Annotated in this window: 14 protein-coding genes; 12 read left to right on the top strand and 2 right to left on the bottom strand. The window is 63.4% G+C overall.

Annotated elements, in window-relative coordinates; genetic code table 11:
- Nucleotides 1–35 precede the first annotated feature (35 nt).
- Nucleotides 36–239, bottom strand: a complete 204-nt coding sequence (locus tag DOD19_RS25275) for a cold-shock protein (protein WP_004632415.1) — start codon at nucleotides 237–239, stop codon at nucleotides 36–38.
- A 413-nt stretch (nucleotides 240–652) separates the two neighbouring features.
- Between DOD19_RS25275 and DOD19_RS25270 the strand changes: the two genes are divergently transcribed.
- The 7 genes from DOD19_RS25270 to DOD19_RS25240 all read left to right on the top strand — a co-directional run bounded on the left by DOD19_RS25270 (nucleotide 653) and on the right by DOD19_RS25240 (nucleotide 9,582).
- On the top strand, nucleotides 653–1,321 hold the full coding sequence (locus DOD19_RS25270) for a ParA family protein (protein ID WP_024978061.1): 669 nt from the start codon (nucleotides 653–655) through the stop codon (nucleotides 1,319–1,321).
- On the top strand, nucleotides 1,318–2,328 hold the full coding sequence (locus DOD19_RS25265) for a ParB/RepB/Spo0J family partition protein (RefSeq protein WP_112188876.1): 1,011 nt from the start codon (nucleotides 1,318–1,320) through the stop codon (nucleotides 2,326–2,328). Before DOD19_RS25270 ends, DOD19_RS25265 begins: the two co-directional genes overlap by 4 nt.
- A gap of 319 nt (nucleotides 2,329–2,647) precedes the next feature.
- On the top strand, nucleotides 2,648–3,466 hold the full coding sequence (locus tag DOD19_RS25260; protein WP_112188874.1) for a DNA-binding protein: 819 nt from the start codon (nucleotides 2,648–2,650) through the stop codon (nucleotides 3,464–3,466).
- A gap of 266 nt (nucleotides 3,467–3,732) precedes the next feature.
- Complete coding sequence (gene galU, locus DOD19_RS25255; RefSeq protein WP_112188872.1) at nucleotides 3,733–4,683, top strand: UTP--glucose-1-phosphate uridylyltransferase GalU; 951 nt, start codon at nucleotides 3,733–3,735, stop codon at nucleotides 4,681–4,683.
- Between the two features lie 283 nt (nucleotides 4,684–4,966).
- Nucleotides 4,967–6,307, top strand: coding sequence for an MFS transporter (locus DOD19_RS25250; RefSeq protein WP_024978065.1), 1,341 nt, complete (start codon nucleotides 4,967–4,969; stop codon nucleotides 6,305–6,307).
- Nucleotides 6,308–6,310: 3 nt separating this feature from the next.
- Nucleotides 6,311–8,227: a sensor histidine kinase gene (locus tag DOD19_RS25245; protein ID WP_112188870.1), complete on the top strand. Its 1,917-nt coding sequence runs from the start codon at nucleotides 6,311–6,313 to the stop codon at nucleotides 8,225–8,227.
- The gene (locus DOD19_RS25240; RefSeq protein WP_112188868.1) at nucleotides 8,224–9,582 is read left to right on the top strand and encodes a sigma-54 dependent transcriptional regulator; all 1,359 of its coding nucleotides are present in this window, start codon (nucleotides 8,224–8,226) and stop codon (nucleotides 9,580–9,582) included. The genes DOD19_RS25245 and DOD19_RS25240 overlap by 4 nt, the downstream gene beginning before the upstream one ends.
- Here the strand turns inward: DOD19_RS25240 and DOD19_RS25235 are convergent.
- Nucleotides 9,579–10,379 (bottom strand): YhfC family glutamic-type intramembrane protease, encoded by an 801-nt coding sequence (locus DOD19_RS25235; protein WP_112188866.1) that lies wholly within the window; start codon nucleotides 10,377–10,379, stop codon nucleotides 9,579–9,581. The genes DOD19_RS25240 and DOD19_RS25235 overlap by 4 nt on opposite strands.
- Before the next feature lie 125 nt (nucleotides 10,380–10,504).
- On the opposite strand from DOD19_RS25235, the gene DOD19_RS25230 reads away from it, so the two are divergent.
- The 5 genes from DOD19_RS25230 (at nucleotide 10,505) to DOD19_RS25210 (ending at nucleotide 17,246) form a co-directional block, all read left to right on the top strand.
- Entirely contained in the window at nucleotides 10,505–10,945 is a 441-nt protein-coding gene (locus DOD19_RS25230) for a surface-adhesin E family protein (protein WP_024978069.1), read from the top strand.
- A gap of 108 nt (nucleotides 10,946–11,053) precedes the next feature.
- Entirely contained in the window at nucleotides 11,054–13,735 is a 2,682-nt protein-coding gene (locus DOD19_RS25225; protein ID WP_024978070.1) for a diguanylate cyclase, read from the top strand.
- 449 nt (nucleotides 13,736–14,184) lie between these two features.
- The gene (locus DOD19_RS25220) at nucleotides 14,185–15,345 is read left to right on the top strand and encodes an ABC transporter substrate-binding protein (protein ID WP_112188864.1); all 1,161 of its coding nucleotides are present in this window, start codon (nucleotides 14,185–14,187) and stop codon (nucleotides 15,343–15,345) included.
- A 109-nt stretch (nucleotides 15,346–15,454) separates the two neighbouring features.
- The gene (locus tag DOD19_RS25215; RefSeq protein WP_024978073.1) at nucleotides 15,455–16,336 is read left to right on the top strand and encodes a branched-chain amino acid ABC transporter permease; all 882 of its coding nucleotides are present in this window, start codon (nucleotides 15,455–15,457) and stop codon (nucleotides 16,334–16,336) included.
- Nucleotides 16,337–16,346: 10 nt separating this feature from the next.
- Entirely contained in the window at nucleotides 16,347–17,246 is a 900-nt protein-coding gene (locus tag DOD19_RS25210; protein ID WP_024978074.1) for a branched-chain amino acid ABC transporter permease, read from the top strand.
- Nucleotides 17,247–17,248: the final 2 nt, after the last annotated feature.

The raw sequence follows: 17,248 nt of genomic DNA, 5'->3' as shown, positions 1-17,248 counted from the left end.
CTCCCCTTTTTCATCTCAGGCGATCAGCCCGAAACTTATTCCGGCTTGATCGCCGAGGCTTGCAGACCCTTCGGGCCTTGCTTCACCTCGAAGGTGACCTTCTGGCCGTCCTTCAGGGTCTTGAAGCCCGAACCCTGAATTTCGGAGAAGTGCGCGAACAAATCTGCGCCGCCGCCGTCTGGAGTGATGAAGCCGAAGCCTTTGGTTTCGTTAAACCATTTGACAGTACCCGTGGCCATGCAAAAATTCCTTTAAAAAACAAAAAACACGTCGTCCAGCCGATCCGGACATCGCACGAAGAACCGGCTAATTCCGAATCTTGCGTAGACAAAGTCTTCAAACGACTGTCCAAGCATCATAACCAGTTTGGGGCACAGTGTCGATGGGCGACATTTTTCCAAAATGTCGCTTTTATGCATCTCGCTGGTAAACACCTAGGAAGCCCGTAAATACAGGGTTGAACACATGAAGTTGTGCGTTAAAGGCGCATTTACATCTCAATTTAGGTGAATCGAAAACCACGTGTGGATGATCCCTTTAGCCCATTTTTACAATTAAATTTGTACGAATTGAATTTTATCGATCTTGTGTTTTCGTGCTGTCTTCCCTAAGATGAGCGCTGCTGACTTTCAGCGCTGAAAGTGGAGGGCCAGTGAGCGCCAAGATCGTAACGGTATTCAATCAGAAGGGCGGCTGCGGCAAGACCACGGTCAGCATGCACATCGCCGGAACCCTTGGTTTGCGGGGAAATAAGACGCTGCTGGTCGATATGGACGAGCAAGGAACGGCCACACGGTGGGCCGCTCAGGCGCCGGAAGACAAGCCCTTCCCGGCTTCAGTGATCGGTTTGGCGCCGTCTGGCGGCGCCATGCACCGAGAGGTCCGCAAGTTTGTGGCGGACTATGACTACATCGTGGTTGATTGCCCTCCGGCCGTCCATTCGCCATCGTCGTCAAGTGCGCTGCTGATCTCCGACATTGCGCTCATCCCTGTGGTGCCGTCACCGCCCGATCTTTGGGCTGCGGTGGCAGCCAAAGCTTTGGCCCAGCAAGCGCAGGTCACCAACGAGACGCTGCGTATTCGCGTACTGGCGAACATGGTTCAGCGGCGTGTCTCGCTTGCCAAGCAAGCAATTGAAATTCTTGGTGATGATGGCGATATTCCTTTGATGGAATCCATGATCGGCTCACGCTCTGCATTTCGTGAATGTCAGGCAATCGGTGCGACGGTGCATGGCGTGTCGGGCGCCCGGGAAGCCGTTAGTGAAGTCGACATCTTGATTGACGAGGTGTTGCAGTTGTTGCAGGAGGAACGTGTATGAGCGCGAAGTTGAAATCGCTCAAAGACGGCATGCTGGCCGGCATTGCTGCAGAGAAGACCAAGGCGACACCGGTTGATCGCTTTGCTTTGGCAGAAAAAGCGATTACATCGCACCCCCGCGGCCTGCTTGGGCAAGCGGCTCCTGCCTCCGCTTTCAGCGCTGAAAGTCCCGCACCTGCAAATACTTCCGAACGCCGGGTGATCAAGGTTTCGCTTGAGCGGCTGCAGGAAAATCCGCTCAACGCCCGTCGCATCTACGATCCGCAGATCGTTCAGGAGCGGGCGGCATCCATCGCTACACATGGTCAGCAGACGCCTGGGTTGGCGGCGCCAGACCCCGCGCGGCCAGGGTGGTATGTCCTGATCGACGGTCACTATCGGAAGCGTGCCTTGGCCGCTGCTGGGAAGGCCGAGATGGACTGTTTCATCGAAGACGGCCTGTCTGACATCGATTTCTACCGTCTGTCCTTCGTCTTGAACGAGCAGCGTTCCGGCCAATCCGTGCTGGACAACGCCATCGCGTGGCGGCAGCTGCTAGATGAAGGAAAAGTTAAAAAAGAAGAAGATATTTGTGAAATTACCGGCGTATCCGCGGGAACGGTCAACAAGACATTGGCGCTGCTGAAACTGCCGGAATCGGTGCTTGAAGTGATGAAGGAGCGACCGGCTGGCATTGGTATCGCGACCGGATATGAGCTGACGCTGTACTTCAAGAGCGCTGGCGAAGACCGCACGCGTGAGCTCGTGCATCGCGTGCTCGAAGAGGGGCTCTCCAGCCGCGACGTGGAGCAGATCCGTAAGGTGGCTCAGGAGGGGCGTACCCGCAAGGTCAAGGAAGTCAGCCGCCAGTACAAGATCCGAAGCGCTGAAGGTGATCTTCTCGGCACAATTAAGGAGTGGGATTCCGGACGCGTGATGCTTGATGTGAAGCTGGGAGATCGAGGCGCACGAGAATCGTTGGTCGAGGCACTGAAAAGCCGCTTCGGCCTGGACGTCGCCTTACTGTAGTTTCGACGCAGTTTTGTTCGCCATAAGCGCCCAACAGGGCGCTTTTTTTTTGCCCCAATTTCGCGTGCCGGACGCTCGCCGGCGTGTGGAGCGTACCCGTTTCTGCGCGGGCTGATATGCGTCGGGTGCGTCCCACGGACGGGCTGCTTCACCACTAAACGTGCGCCGAAACAAGCAGATGCGGCGTTGGTAGGGCATGCCAACTATTCAGGATTGGACTGCAACTACACTTATTCAATATTAAAATAATGATGTATATATGAATGTATTTGAGGTTTTTAACCCTTGATGTACACTATATAGACACCTGATAGCCCTTATGGCACGCCCCGGTCTCTATTTCTCGGCTGAGCAGCAGCAGCGGATCGTTGAAGCGATCCGGAGGCTGGATATCGCCTTCCCGCACGACAACGCGGTGTTCCTGGATGAGGTGATCGAAGCCGTCCACGCCGTGACGCGTCGTATTTATGGCGTTCGGCGCTACGTGCAGTGGTTGACGGAGGCGGGACTACGCCGGCGTCCGAGCAATACGACGTTACAGAAGGCGATAGATCGAGCGCAGGGGCGCGGGCCGGTTGCAAACGGTGTCACCGCGGATGCGGTCGAGCTGTGGCCGATCCCGTTGGCGCACGCAGAAACGGGTACGCTTTCGGCACGTGATGAGCGCAACCGCATTGCCTCGCGCGCCATTGGCGCGCCCGGTGCGGGCGCCGAATGGATGGAAGCGCGCATCCGCGCCGAGGTGGCGGAGCGCGCGCTGGAACACGAAGCCGCGCGCAATCGGCAATTGCAGGCCGCGATGGCCGACTTGGAGCGCCGTCTCGGCGAGGCGCTTGCCACGGCGCCCGCCGTGCCCCCCAAGTTGACGGACGCAACGCTCGAGCGCCTGGAGCAGACCATGGAAACCGTGACCCGCCTGGAGGGGGCGGCCAGCGCGCTGGCGGGTACGGAGCGCTTTCTGCGCTTGCAGAACGATGCGGTGCGCCAGCAGACGCAAAACGAAGCCGATCAACTGCGCCAGCGTATCCGCACCCTTGAAGCCGAGGTCGCGCAACTGAACACGCAAATCGACGCCTACCGGCGCACGCCGGAACGCACCCCACCAGTCTCGCGCGGCTGGGTCAAGCCATCCTCCTGATTTCCTGACGCGCTGTTAGCGGGTACTTACTGGTCGTGCACACCTTACGTTGGCGTAAAACTGCACGCAGAATTGGGTACGCTTTTCGACTTTCGGCGCTGAAAGTTGGTGCGACGGAGTTGCAACCGGTTGTAGGAAAGGCGCCGATGCAGTGCCCGCAACGTTGCGCGGGGCACGCCAGATCGTGCTCCATCAAAGGGTGGACCGCTTGGCTTGCGCTGGCATATGACTTGCTCATGACGCTACGTCTCACCAATGGAGCTGTCATGAACGAGAAGATCACCAAGGCCGTGTTTCCCGTGGCAGGACTCGGTACACGTTTTCTACCCGCCACCAAGGCGAGCCCGAAAGAGATGCTCCCGATCGTCGATAAGCCGCTGATCCAATATGCGGTGGAAGAGGCTGCCGCTGCGGGTATCACGGAGATGATCTTCATTACGGGCCGCGCCAAGCGCGCTATCGAAGACCATTTCGACAAGGCCTACGAACTGGAAACTGAGCTGGCCGCCAAGAACAAGCATGCGCTGCTGGAGATGGTGCAGTCCATCAAGCCGCCCGGCGTCGAGTGCTTCTATGTCCGCCAGCCCGAGACTCTGGGTCTCGGCCACGCCGTGCTCTGTGCGCAGAAACTGGTACGCGATGAACCCTTCGCCGTGATCCTGGCCGATGACTTGTTGGACAACCAGCCGCCCGTGATGCAGCAGATGACGGAACTTTACGATCACTACCGTTGCTCCATCGTCGGCGTCGAAACGATTGCGCCGGAAGCCTCGCGTTCTTACGGCGTGGTGGCCGGCCGCGAATGGGATGACCGCTTGGTCAAGCTCGATGGCATCGTCGAAAAGCCGGCGCCGAAGGATGCACCGTCCAACTTGGGCGTGGTCGGGCGCTACATCCTGACGCCGCGCATCTTCGATCATCTGCGCAATCTCAAGCCTGGCGCGGGCGGCGAGTTGCAGTTGACGGACGCCATCCAGAGCCTGCTCGCTGAAGAGCAGATCCTGGCTTATCGCTACCGTGGTCAGCGTTTCGATTGCGGCAGCAAATTTGGTTACCTGCAGGCGACGGTCGAGTTTGCGCTGCGCCATCCGGAAGTGTGTGCTGACTTTGAAGCGTATCTGTATGACCGTCTGGGTCTGTCCCAAACGCATGAAGATGTGTCTGCCGAGATGGGTTCATTGGTCCGCGACACCATTCCGTTGAGCGTGGCCGCCTGAGCCTCACCTCTTTCAGAATCGGTCGTGCGGGTTTCCGCACAGGCCGCTCGGCCGATTCTGAGAAACCGCACACTCCCCCTATCTCCCGCCGTTCCGTCGATTTCTCGCAAAGCCTTGTGCCATGGGCTTTTGTGGCGGATCGACGCGCCTGTTTTCCGCATGGAATGCTTCTTGAGTAAGAGCAACCACCCATAAACCGGCGGACCGCTCGGACGTCGCACACGCAGCTCTCTGTGCGACACGTCACCAGCAAAGGCCGCCGCCAACGCTCCAAGGAGACACCATGACGCAGCCTCAGGCTGGTGCGGTCACGGGCGACTTTTCGCCCGCGCAGGCCCCCACCAAAGACACTCCCGCAGACGTACGCCGTCGTCTGCGTTCCATCTTCTCCGGTTCGATTGGCAATCTGGTCGAGTGGTACGACTGGTACGTGTACTCGGCGTTTGCGCTGTACTTTGCCAAGTCATTCTTCCCGAAGGGCGACCAGACCGCGCAGCTGCTCAATACGGCGGCGGTGTTTGCGGTCGGCTTCCTGGCGCGCCCGGTGGGCGGCTGGCTGATGGGCATCTACGCCGATCGCTACGGCCGCAAGCGCGCACTGTTCTTCTCGGTGGTGCTCATGTGCGCGGGCTCGCTCATCATTGCGCTTACGCCGAGCTACGCGACCATCGGCGTTGCGGCACCGGTGATGCTGGTGCTGGCCCGTCTGCTGCAGGGGCTGTCGGTCGGTGGGGAATACGGCACCTCGGCCACGTACCTGAGCGAAGTCGCCAACAAGGAAAACCGCGGTTTCTACTCGAGCTTCCAGTACGTCACGCTCATCGCCGGCCAACTGACGGCGCTGGTGCTGCTGATCGTGCTGCAGCAGTTCGTGCTGTCGCCGGCGCAGCTTGAGGCGTGGGGCTGGCGCATTCCGTTCTTTGTCGGCGCGCTGTGTGCGCTGGTGGCAATGGCCATGCGCTCGCACATGGAGGAAACGCAGTCTTTTACCGCCGCGAAGGCAAACAAGAAGCGCGGCACGCTGTCGGAACTGGCCAAGCATCCGCGTGCCGTTGCGACGGTCGTGGGCCTGACGATGGGCGGTACAGTGGCGTTTTACACGTACTCGATCTACATGCAGAAGTTCCTGGCCAACACGGTCGGGCTGTCGAAGGACACGGCGACGCTGGTGTCCGGCGCCACGCTGCTGCTGTTCGCGATGCTGCAGCCGATCGTGGGCGGGTTGTCCGACCGCATTGGCCGCCGTCCGATCCTGATTGCGTTCGGCGTGTTGGGTACGCTGTTCACCGTGCCCATCATGACCGGCATCAGCCAGACCACCAACGTGTGGACGGCCTTCTTCCTGATCATGGCCGCGCTGGTAATCGTCTCGGGCTATACGTCGATCAACGCGGTGGTGAAGGCCGAGCTGTTCCCCGCGGAAGTGCGTGCGCTGGGCGTGGGCCTGCCGTATGCACTCACGGTCTCAATCTTTGGCGGCACGGCGGAGTACATCGCACTGTGGCTCAAGCAGGCGGGTCACGAGTCGCTGTTCTACTGGTATGTGACGGGCACGATCTTCCTGTCGCTGTTGGTGTACGTGTTCATGCGCGATACTCGCGAGCATTCCCGCATCGAACATTGACCCATGTCGCCAACCGACGGCCACGCCGACCTTGCCCCACCCGCACGCGGTCGTGGCTGGCGCGTGGCCGTCGCGCTGGCCATGGCGGCATGTTGCGGCGCAGCGGGGTGGGGCGCTTACGCTGTCGCCCTGCAGCGCTACGTCGCCACGCGCGCCGAGGAGGCCGGTCAGCGCACCACGTTCTACGCACAGAACCTGCGCAGCACGCTGGCGCGCTATGAATCATTGCCCAGGCTGGCGGCGCTGGAGCACGTGCTGCACGTCGCGCTGCAAGAGAATCCCCAGGCTGGCGACGCCGTCATGCGTCGCGCGGCCAATGCCTATCTGAAAGAAGTCCAGGCGGCCACCGACTTGGCCGCCGCACACCTGATCAATACGACAGGCCTCACGATTGCGGCCAGCAACTGGGATCTGCCGACCTCGTTCGTCGGCCAGAACTACGCATTCCGCCCGTACTTTGTCGAGGCCATGCGCGAGGGGCTCGGTCGCTTCTACGGTGTCGGTAATACCACGGGCGAGACGGGCTATTTCGTGGCTGCCCCCGTGCGCGAAGACAACAAACCGATCGGCGTGGTGGTCGTGAAGGTCAACCTCGATGCGTTCGAGGCCACGTTGTCGCGCAGCGGCGATACGGTGCTGCTGGTGGATCGGCACGGCGTGATCTTCCTGTCGTCCGTACCCGAGTGGAAATACCGCACGCTCGGCACCTTGAGCGCGGACCAGCGCGCAGCACTCGACGCGACGCGCCAGTACGCGCCCCACGTACTTGCGCCGCTCGGAATGGCCGACGGGCAAGCCGCGAGCGTACCCTTTTCTGCGGACCACCCACCGCAGACTGTGCGCGTGGCGTTGCCCGGAAAATCGGCGTCGACACTGCGCGTGCAGTACCGCCCGGTGGGCCTGCTCGGCTGGCAGGTCGCCGTGTTGATCGACCCGCGCGATGAGCAGCGCACGGCGTTGGTGGCCGGTGCGAGTGCCGCGTTTGCGATGGCGCTGATCTTCGCCGTACTCGTTGCTTTGCGTTTGCGTACGCGCCGGCGCGAAGAGCAGCACCGCGCGCGCGCCGCACTGCGCGAAATCCAGCGTGATCTGGAAGCGCGCATCGCACAACGCACTGCGGAGCTGACTTCCGCCAACACCGCGCTGGCCGGCAAGGTCGAAGCGCTCGATGCCGCGCAACGCATCCTGCGCGAAACGCGCGATGCCGCAGTGCAGGCCGGCAAGCTCGCCGTGCTCGGCCAGATGGCCGCCGGCATCACGCACGAACTCAACCAGCCGCTCACCGCGCTGACCACGCTGTCCGATAACGCCAACCAGCTTGCCGAGCGCGGCCGCATCGACGAAGTGCGCGGCAACCTCACCCACATCAGCCAGCTTGCCGAGCGCATGGGGCGTATCGTTTCGCACATCAAGGCCTTCTCGCGCAAGGGCGATGCGGCACGCGCTGCCGTGTCGGTGGACGAGGCCATCCGCCAGGCGCTGATGCTGGTTGAGACGCGTCGCCGCCAGGCCGGCGTGACGGTGGTGGCCGAGCCGGTGCCGGCCGATCTTGCGGTCTGGGCCAATGCTGTGCGGCTCGAGCAGGTGCTCGTGAACCTTATCCGCAACGCCATTGATGCCACCGCCGAGGCCCCCGCAGCCGACTCGCCTACCGTGCGCGTGAGCGTCGAACCCATCGAGAAATGGGTACGCATCACCGTGCGCGACTTCGGCCGGGGCATTCCCGCCGATGTGCTGCCGCGTCTGTTTGAGCCGTTCTTCACCACCAAGGACGATGGTCAGGGCCTGGGGCTTGGCTTGGCGATTTCGCTGGCGATCATCGAAGACTTTGGTGGCCGGCTCGAAGGTCGCAATGCGGGTGATGATGCGGGTGGCGCAGAATTCATCATCGAGCTTGAACGCGTTGTGAAACCCACATGACTGAACACGGTACGCCGGACCCTTCCCCCATCGACCACGCGCCCGTCTTCCTGATCGAAGACGATGACGTGGTGCGCCTGGGCTGCGAGCAAGCACTCACGCTGGCGGATGTGCCAGTGCAGTCCTTTGCCGATGCGGAAAGCGCGCTGGCCGCACTCGCCACGCAAACGCCGGCCGTGGTCGTCACCGACGTGCGCCTGCCCGGCCGCGACGGCCTGGCTGTGCTGCGCGAGATGCTGCAGCACGACCGTCAGTTGCCCGTCATCCTCATCACCGGTCATGGTGACGTGACGATGGCTGTGGCCGCCATGCGCGCGGGCGCCTACGATTTCATGGAGAAGCCGTTCCACTCCGAGCGCCTCGTCGACGTGGTGCGGCGCGCGTTGGAAAAGCGCAGGCTCACTTCCGAAAATCTGCGTTTGCGTGAAGCGCTGCAGGGCCGGCAGGCGTACCCATTGATCGGCCAGAGCGCCGTCATGCAGAACGTGCGCCGGCTCGTCACCGCGTTGGCTCCCACCGATGCTGACATCCTCGTCACGGGCGAGACCGGCTCGGGCAAGGAAGTGCTCGCGCGTGCCATTCACGAAGGTAGCCGACGTCGCGGGCCGTTCGTCGCGCTCAATTGCGCGGCGCTGCCGGAGTCCGTGTTCGAGAGCGAGATGTTTGGCCACGAGGCGGGCGCTTTCACAGGCGCCAACCGCCGCCGCATCGGCAAGATGGAATATGCAGATGGCGGCACGCTGTTCCTGGATGAAATCGAATCGATGCCGCTGGCGCTGCAGGCCAAGCTGCTGCGTGCGCTGCAGGAACGCAGCATCGAACGGCTGGGCAGTAACGCGAGCGTGCAGGTCAATTGCCGTGTGGTGGCCGCCGCCAAGGTCGACCTGAAGGATGCATCCGATCACGGCCAGTTCCGCGCGGACTTGTATTACCGCTTGAATGTCGTATCGATTGCGCTACCGGCGCTGCGCCAGCGTGCCGAAGACATTCCGTTGCTGATGGCCCACTTTCTGCAGCAGGCCGCGGTGCGCTACGAGCGTGCGGCGCCCGATTGGTCTGCGCAGGACATGATGCGCTGGCAGCACCACGACTGGCCGGGCAACGTGCGTGAGCTCAAGAACGTGGCGGAACGCTTTTGCCTCGGATTGGACGATGGCCTGGTGGTTTCGGAAGCGAGCCAGCATTCCCTGGCGGGCCGGATGATGGCGGTCGAACGTACCACCATCGAGGAAGCACTGCGCGCCACGGAGGGCAACGTTGCACGCGCGGCCGATCTGCTGGCCGTGCCGCGCAAGACGCTGTACGACAAGCTCAACCGGCACGGGATCGAGCCGGACCGCTTCCGCAGCAGTTAGCGCAGCGAGGATTCGCCGATCTTGCGGCCGCCTTGCGGGGGCCAGCACGTTGCTGCCAGCAGCACGGCCGCCACGGCGTAGATCGCTTCGGTCACCGCCAGGGGCAGCACATGGACCTGGTACAGCGCAGCGGGCAAGTCCGCCAGCGCATGCAGCAGCACCGCCAGCACGACAATCACAAACCGCCGCTGCCGCACCGCGTGCCACACCACCAACGTGAGCGTGAACTGGATCAGCATCGCCGCAATGCGCTCGCTCACCGCACCGAGCGCCAGCCATGGCGACAGCTGCGCCAGCATGGCGTGGATCGTCCCGACCATGGCATCGGCGCCGCTGGCGGCAAGGCGCGATTCCAGCTCGCCGCGGTTGGCGGCAATGCCGAACATCACCATCTGGACCTGCGATGCCGCACCGACCAGCCAGGCCTCGATGCCCGCGTGACCGAGCGCGTACGCCACCGGTGTGGCGGCATCCCCCGGTTTGCGCACGAGAAAACGCAGGCCGAGCCAGCGGCCGCTTTCCTCGAACAAGCCGGCCATCAGCGCGCCGTAGATGACGAACAGCACGGGCATGCGCAGCCAGTGCGCCGTGGTCGGATTGAGCTGCAGCAGGTACAAATGCAGCGTGCGTTCCAGCACCAGCGCAAACACGACAAACACCGCCGCACCCACGCCGATGTCGCGCCATGCCAGGTCAAAGCGCCGCCGCAGCCAGAACCACGCCACGACTGGCACGCTTGCGATGAGCAAGGCCGCGACCGCGTGGGCAACGAGGGCAGACAGGGCGACGGTAGGCATGGCGGATGGCGCAATTGGGGCAATGAAGGTCGCCGCATGCTACCTGAGGGCGCGGGCGCGAGTCTTGCGGGCCGATTGTTACAATATGTGCCTGCGGCAGCAGTGCCGCTCCTTGACTTCTTGATATGGCAGGACGGACGGTCGTGAAACGCATGATGTGGCGGTGGATCTGGATATGCAGTGTCGGCGTGGGCGCCTTCGGCATGGCGGTGCCTGCCCAGGCTGCGCGCTGGCACCAATACCTGACGACGACGTCCGTCGTGGCTTCCATCGATCGCACGTCGCTGCGCTCCAACCGTACCGGCCACAAGACCTTTCTGGCGCGCACCGTGCTCAAGCGCAGCGAACGCCGCGCCCATGGGGCCCATTACCGGCCCGGCACGGTGATCCTCTCGCGTCAGGAGATCGACTGCCATCGCCAGCGCATCCGCCTGGTCGACTACGTGGTGCGCGGTCCCGACGGCGCCACGCTCGATACCGATACCGCAGCCGGCGCGCACTGGATGCGCATCCGCCCCGGTACGCTCGCTGCTCGCTCTGCCGCTTACGTCTGCGGCCGCCGCTAGACGCGGCGGCGGCTCGACAATGACCGGCGGGCATAGCACTATGGTGTCTGCCCTCCCACTACAACAAGACACCGGTCGCGAGGGGCGCCGGTGCCAGCCGACGGTCCGATGAAACTGACCCTGAAGTCGCAGGCGGCCATCATGGCGACCGTCATCAGCGTGACGGTGGTGAGCCTGTTCGGCTGGTCGCAGCGTGAGCCGATCCGCCGCGAGGTGATGGCGCAGATCAAGGCGCAGCAGACGGCCATGGTCAAGGAGTCGGCGGAAGACCTCAAGCAGCGGCTGGACACCTACCTGGGTGTGCTCGAGCGCACTGCCCAGCAGATGCGTACCGTGCAGTTCAGCACGCCCGCGCAGGAAGCGGCGTTCTACCGATCCATCCAGCCCGCCAGCGGCCTGTTCGACGGGGTGTTCCTGGCCTCGGCCGATGGCAAGGTGACAGCCACCTCGCGGCGCCGCGCGGGCGTGGTCGGCATCGACATTTCGGATCGGGATTACTTCAAGCAGGTCATGGTGGTCGATCAGCCGACCATCTCCGCGCCGCTGCGCAACCGGGTGGGCGGCGAGCCCATCGTCATCATGGCCGCGCCCGTGCATGATCAGGACGGCAATCTCGTCGGGTTGATCGGCGCGTCGCTGTACCTGCTCAAGCCGAACTTTCTGGGGGACATGCGCGACATGCGCGTGGGCCAGACCGGCCATGTGTACCTGGCCACGCGAGGTGACAACCCCGTCTATATCGTCCACCCCGAGGCCGACAAGACGCTTGCGCCGCTCGATGCCGATCCGGCGGTGGCCGCGGCCTTCCGCGCGAATCCGGATGCGCTGCCTGATCGCGGCGGCGACGTGGTTACCACGCACGACATCACTGCGGCCGGCTGGACGCTTGCTGCGGTATTGCCCGGGGCCGAGGCCAACCGGCAGCTCTTCCTCATGCGCCAGCGTTTTCGCTGGTCGCTCCTGGTGCTGGCAGCGCTGATCGGGGTGTCGGTGTGGGCGGCGATGCTGTGGCTGCTGCGCCCGCTTGGCCGGTTGCATGCCGCCATGACGCAGCTTTCGGCCACGGACTTGCGCAATGCGCCGCCGCTCGAGCTGGACGGTACCTCGGCGGAAATCGACGCGGTGTCGACGGCATTCCACAAGCTGATGGGCGAGGTCGTCCGCCAGCGCGCCGAACTGGAAGCCGTGAACGATGCCTCGCCGCTCGGGTTGTTCCGCTCGGATGCGGACGGCCGGACCGTCTATACCAATGAGGCGTATCGCCGGCTGCTCGGTGCCACGCATGAAGAGGCGCTGGCCGACGTGTGGCTCGCACGCCTGCATCCGAACGACCGCGATGCCACCATGGCCGGTTGGCGGGATGCGGTCGCGCGCGGCGCAGGTTACAGCGCCGAGCAGCGCGTGATCGTGCCGGGCATCGGCGAGCGGCTGCTGGTCGTTACGACAGCGCCGGTGCGCGTGGACGACGAGATCGTCGGCCACGTTGGGGCCATGGAAGACATCACCGTACGCGCGCGGGCGCAACAGGCGTCGCGCGTGCTGACCAAGATCCTCGACTCCACCACCGACTTCGTTGCGCAGAGCGACGTACAGGGCAACGTTACCTACATGAATCCGGCCGGCCGGCGCTTTGCCGGCATTGCGCTGGACGCCAATCTCCAGGGCCTGACCGTTGCGGATTTCTATCCGCCCGAGACGATGGGCTGGCTGCGCGAGGTGGCGGTACCCGCAGCCTCGCGCGACGGCGTGTGGATTGGCGAAACCACGGTCCGAGGGGCCGAAGGTCAGGTCGTGCCGATCAACCACATGATCATCGCGCACCGCGATCCTGCCGGGCGTATGGAGCACTTCTCGTCGGTCATGCGCGACATCACGCAGGACAGGGCTGCCAAGGAAGCGCTGCAGCGCAGCCGCGAAACGCTGCAAACGGTGACCGATGCGTTGCCTGCGCTGGTGGCCTTCATCGACACCGACGAGCGCTTCCGCTTCCTGAATGCCGCCTACGAGAAAGCGTATGGACGATCGGCTGCGAGCATGCTCGGACAGACGCTGCGTGAAGTTGTGGGCGACGATGCTTACAGCAACCTTCGCGATGCGTTGCGGCGCGCGCTGGGCGGCGAGACGATGGTCTTTGAGCGCGAACTCCGGGGCCGCGATCTGTACCGGTGCGAAGAGGTCAGCTACCTTCCGCAGTTCGATGCGCAAGGCCGCGTGGCGGGCGTGCATTCGGTCACCCTCGATATCACGGAGCGCAAGAAACAAGAGCTGCGCCTGCGCGCGCTGACCACCACCGATCACCTCACCGGCCTGGCCAACCGTGCTGGCTTTGAAGAGCGCTTACTGGCAGCGTTGGACCAGGCGCGTGTGAACGGATCCACCGGAGCGCTGCTGCTGGTCGATCTCGACCGCTTCAAGGTCGTCAACGACACGCACGGGCACGCCGTGGGCGATGCGCTGCTGCGTACCTTCGCGCAGCGCCTGGCGCGCGCCGTGCGCCCGTACGACGGCGTGGCGCGTTTTGGTGGAGACGAGTTCGCCGTCATCCTGGAGCACCTGTCGCACGCGGACGACGCAAAGACGGTTGCCGCCAATATCCTCGCCGCATGCAACAAGCCGTTTCGCCTGCGTGAAGCGGTGGTGCAGGTGGGCGCGAGCATCGGTATCGCGACCTTCGACGCGCGCACGCTGGCGCAGAGCGTCGTCTTCGAAGCCGCCGACGAGGCGTTGTACGAAGCCAAATCGCGCGGCAAGGGGTTGTTTGTGAGCGCCGACGAGCTGCCGACGGGGTGATTTTCGCAGTGCCGCAAGGCACGCAGAAACGGGTACGCTCCACGTCGATTTGATGGTGTCGCGTGGCAATATTGCGCCGCAACAGTCGCCCCCCAGGCCGGGCGGCGGACAATCCCCTATCGCACGGTCGTGCGCTTTCCGGTAAAGTCCCGCGACTGACTGCACGTGCCGGCCACCCCGGCGCGTCGCACAAGAGCGCTGTACCCATGGCGCCTTCGCTTCACACTCCGACGCACTCCCGGCGCAGCATGCCCGATCCGGCATCGCTCGCCCGGCAGGTCTTCCGCCGTTTCGCCAACGTTGTTTGTCTTCGTGGCGCGAAACCCGGCAGGCGAGCGTCCGGACGCGATGCAGGGCGCATGCGGGGGGAGCGACGGTGTTGGGCCAGCGCATCTTCGAGACGAATCGCATTCAAGCAATCGCGACGGACAAACAAGGAGCAGGTTCGCATGAAAAAAATGATCAAACGGCTGCTGTTGACGGCAGTGGCTGCGGGGGCGGCAATCGCAACGGGCGCGGCAACTGCGGCCCAGGACATCAAGATCGGTGTGGCCGAAGCGCTGTCGGGCGGCGCAGCCCAGTACGGCGTGGCCATCCGCAACGGCTTCCAGTTGGCCGCTGACGAGATCAACGCCGCGGGCGGCATCAACGGCAGCAAGATCGCGCTGGTGATCGAAGACGAGCAGGGCAAGAAGGAAGAGGCCATCAACGTCTTCAAGAAGCTGATCTTCCAGGACAAGGTGGCGATGGTGTTCGGCCCCACGCTGTCCAACTCGGCACAGGCGGCCGACCCGATCGCGCAGGCGTCCAAGACGGTTGCCTTTGGCACTTCCAACACCGCAGACGGCATCACCAGCATCGGCGATTTCGTCTTCCGCAATTCCGTGACCGAAGCCGACGTGCTGCCGGCCACGATCCAGACCGTTGTGAAGAAAGCAGGCGTGAAGAAGGTGGCCGTGCTGTACGGCAACGACGACGTCTTCACCAAGAGCGGCTACGACAACTTCAAGAAGGCGCTCGAAGACCTGAAGATTCCGGTCACGACCACCGAGACCTTCGCCAAGGGCGATGTCGACTTCAAGGCCCAGCTCACCAAGATCAAGGCGACGAACCCGGACGCGATCGTGCTGTCGGCGCTGATTGCCGAAGGTGGTCCGATCATGGTGCAGGGGCGCCAGCTTGGCCTGAATGTGCCGATCATCGGCGGCAACGGCATGAACTCGGTCAAGGTGTTCGACCTGGCTAAGGACAAGTCCGACAACCTGTGGGTGGGCAGCCCGTGGTCGATCGAGAACCACACGGCCGAGAACAGCAAGTTCATCACCGCCTACACCGCCAAGTACAAGGCTGCGCCGGACCAGTTTGCGGCACAGTCGTATGACGCCATGTACATCGCGGCGACAGCGCTGAAGAAGGTGAAGTTCAGCGGCAACCTCGAAGCCGATCGCAAGGCGATCCGCGATGCGCTGCCAGCAGTCAAGCACGTTGGCGCGACCGGCGCGTTTGCGTTCCGTCAGGTGACGGCGCGCGGCAAGCCGGCCGGCTATGACGCCGTGCAGACGCCGATCGTGAGCGTGACCAAGAACGGCAAGTACACGATCGAGAAGTAATCTTCGGTTCTCGTTGAAACCGAAACGCGGGGCGTAGCTAAACCTACGCCCCATCGTTTTTTTTGTGGCTGCTTTGGTGACATTCGGCCACTCCTCACTCTGATTCATCATGCTGGAACAGCAACTCGTCAATGCGCTGTCGCTCGGCTGCGTGTATGCGTTGTTCGCCCTGGGGTTCACGCTGGTTTTCGGCATCCTGGGCGTGATCAACCTGTCGCACGGCGCGGTCTTCATGCTCGGTGCCTATGCGGCGCTGCAGGTCGTCCTCCACTTCGATCTGCCGCTGTGGGCGGCGCTGGCCGTCGGTTTTGCCGTGAGCGGCGTGGCTGGGCTCATCATCGATGTGCTGCTGCTGCGCCCGCTGCGCCGGCGCAATGCGCCCCACCTGATTCCGATGATCGGGACCATCGGTGCGGGCATCGCCATCAATAACGCCATGCAGGGCGTGTTCGGGGCAGAGAATCTGCGCTTCCCGGCCGGGCTCGTGTCGGACGCATCGCTGGACCTGGGCGGCATCCATCTCACGCCGCTCGAGCTGGGCATCATCGTGCTGTCGTTCGTGCTGATGGGCGCGCTTATGCTGCTGCTCAAGCGCACGCAGCTCGGCCGTGCGCTGCGCGCGATTGCGGAGTCGCCCAAGGCAGCGGCGCTGCTCGGCATCAATGTCGAAGGGCTGTTCCTGCTGACCTCGTTTGCCGCCGCTGCGCTGGGTGGGTTGTCGGGCGTGCTGATCGGCCTGTACTCCAACGCCGTGTTCCCGCTGATGGGCCAGCCGATGCTGCACAAGGGCATCGCGGTCATCATCCTGGGCGGCCTGGGCGATATTCGCGGCGCGATGCTCGGCGGCCTGTTCCTCGGCTTTGCCGAGGTGCTGTCGGTGGCCTACATCGGCTCGACCATGCGCGATGCGGTGGCGTTCGGTCTGCTGTTCCTGATCCTGCTGGTGCGGCCGCAAGGGCTGTTCGGCAAGGTGCTCGAACGCAAGGCATAAGGAGACCGACATGGAATGGTTCGACAACTTCTGGTCGGTCTACAGCAACCTGGTGCTGACGCTCGGCATCAACGCGTTGCTGGCGCTGTCCATTTATCTCACGCTGTCGTGCGGCCTGCTGGCGATGGCGAATGCGGCTTTCATGGGCATCGGTGCGTATACCTCCGCGCTGCTGACGATGAATGCGGAGATGCCGTTTTCGGTCGCGCTGCTGGGTGGCATGGCGGCACCAGCCGTGGTGGCCGTTGTTATCGGCCGGCCGACGCTGCGTCTTTCCGGCGTGTATCTGGCCATGGCCACGCTTGGTTTTGGCGAAGTCGTGCGCGTGCTGATCCTGAACACCGAGAACTGGACCGGCGGCGCGCTGGGCCTGAACGGCATTCCGCAACTGACCGAGTGGTGGCATGTGGCGCTGGCCGTGTTGGCCACGCTGTTCGTGCTGGCGCGCATGCGCCGCTCCAAGGTCGGCCGCGCATTCGAGGCCATCAAGGAAGACGAGACCGCCGCAGGCCTCATGGGCATCAACGTGGCCGGCACCAAGCTGCTGGCGTTCACGCTGGGTGCGGCCATTGCCGGGCTGGCGGGCGCACTCAATGCGCACCTGACGTTCTTCATCGGCCCCAATGAATTCGGCTTCGACCGCGGCGTGGAAATTCTCACGATGACGATTCTGGGCGGCACCAACGGCCTGACGGGCCCGGTGCTCGGCAGCCTGATCCTGTCGCTGCTACCCGAGCTGCTGCGTGCGTTCAAGGATTTCCGCTTGGTCGTCAATGGCGTGATCCTGATGGTGATCGTCCTGTTCCTGCCCAAGGGCATCTGGGATCCGGCGCGTTTCGCCCGCTGGTTCGGCATGAAGCGCGGCGGCACCATGCCGGGTGCGTCGGCCGCCTCCAATGAATCGCACTGAGG

Source organism: Ralstonia sp. GX3-BWBA, from assembly GCF_003290055.1.
Lineage (GTDB): Bacteria > Pseudomonadota > Gammaproteobacteria > Burkholderiales > Burkholderiaceae > Ralstonia > Ralstonia holmesii.
Note: the sequence above shows the minus strand (reverse complement) of the source record. Positions and strands in the feature narration are given on the sequence as shown.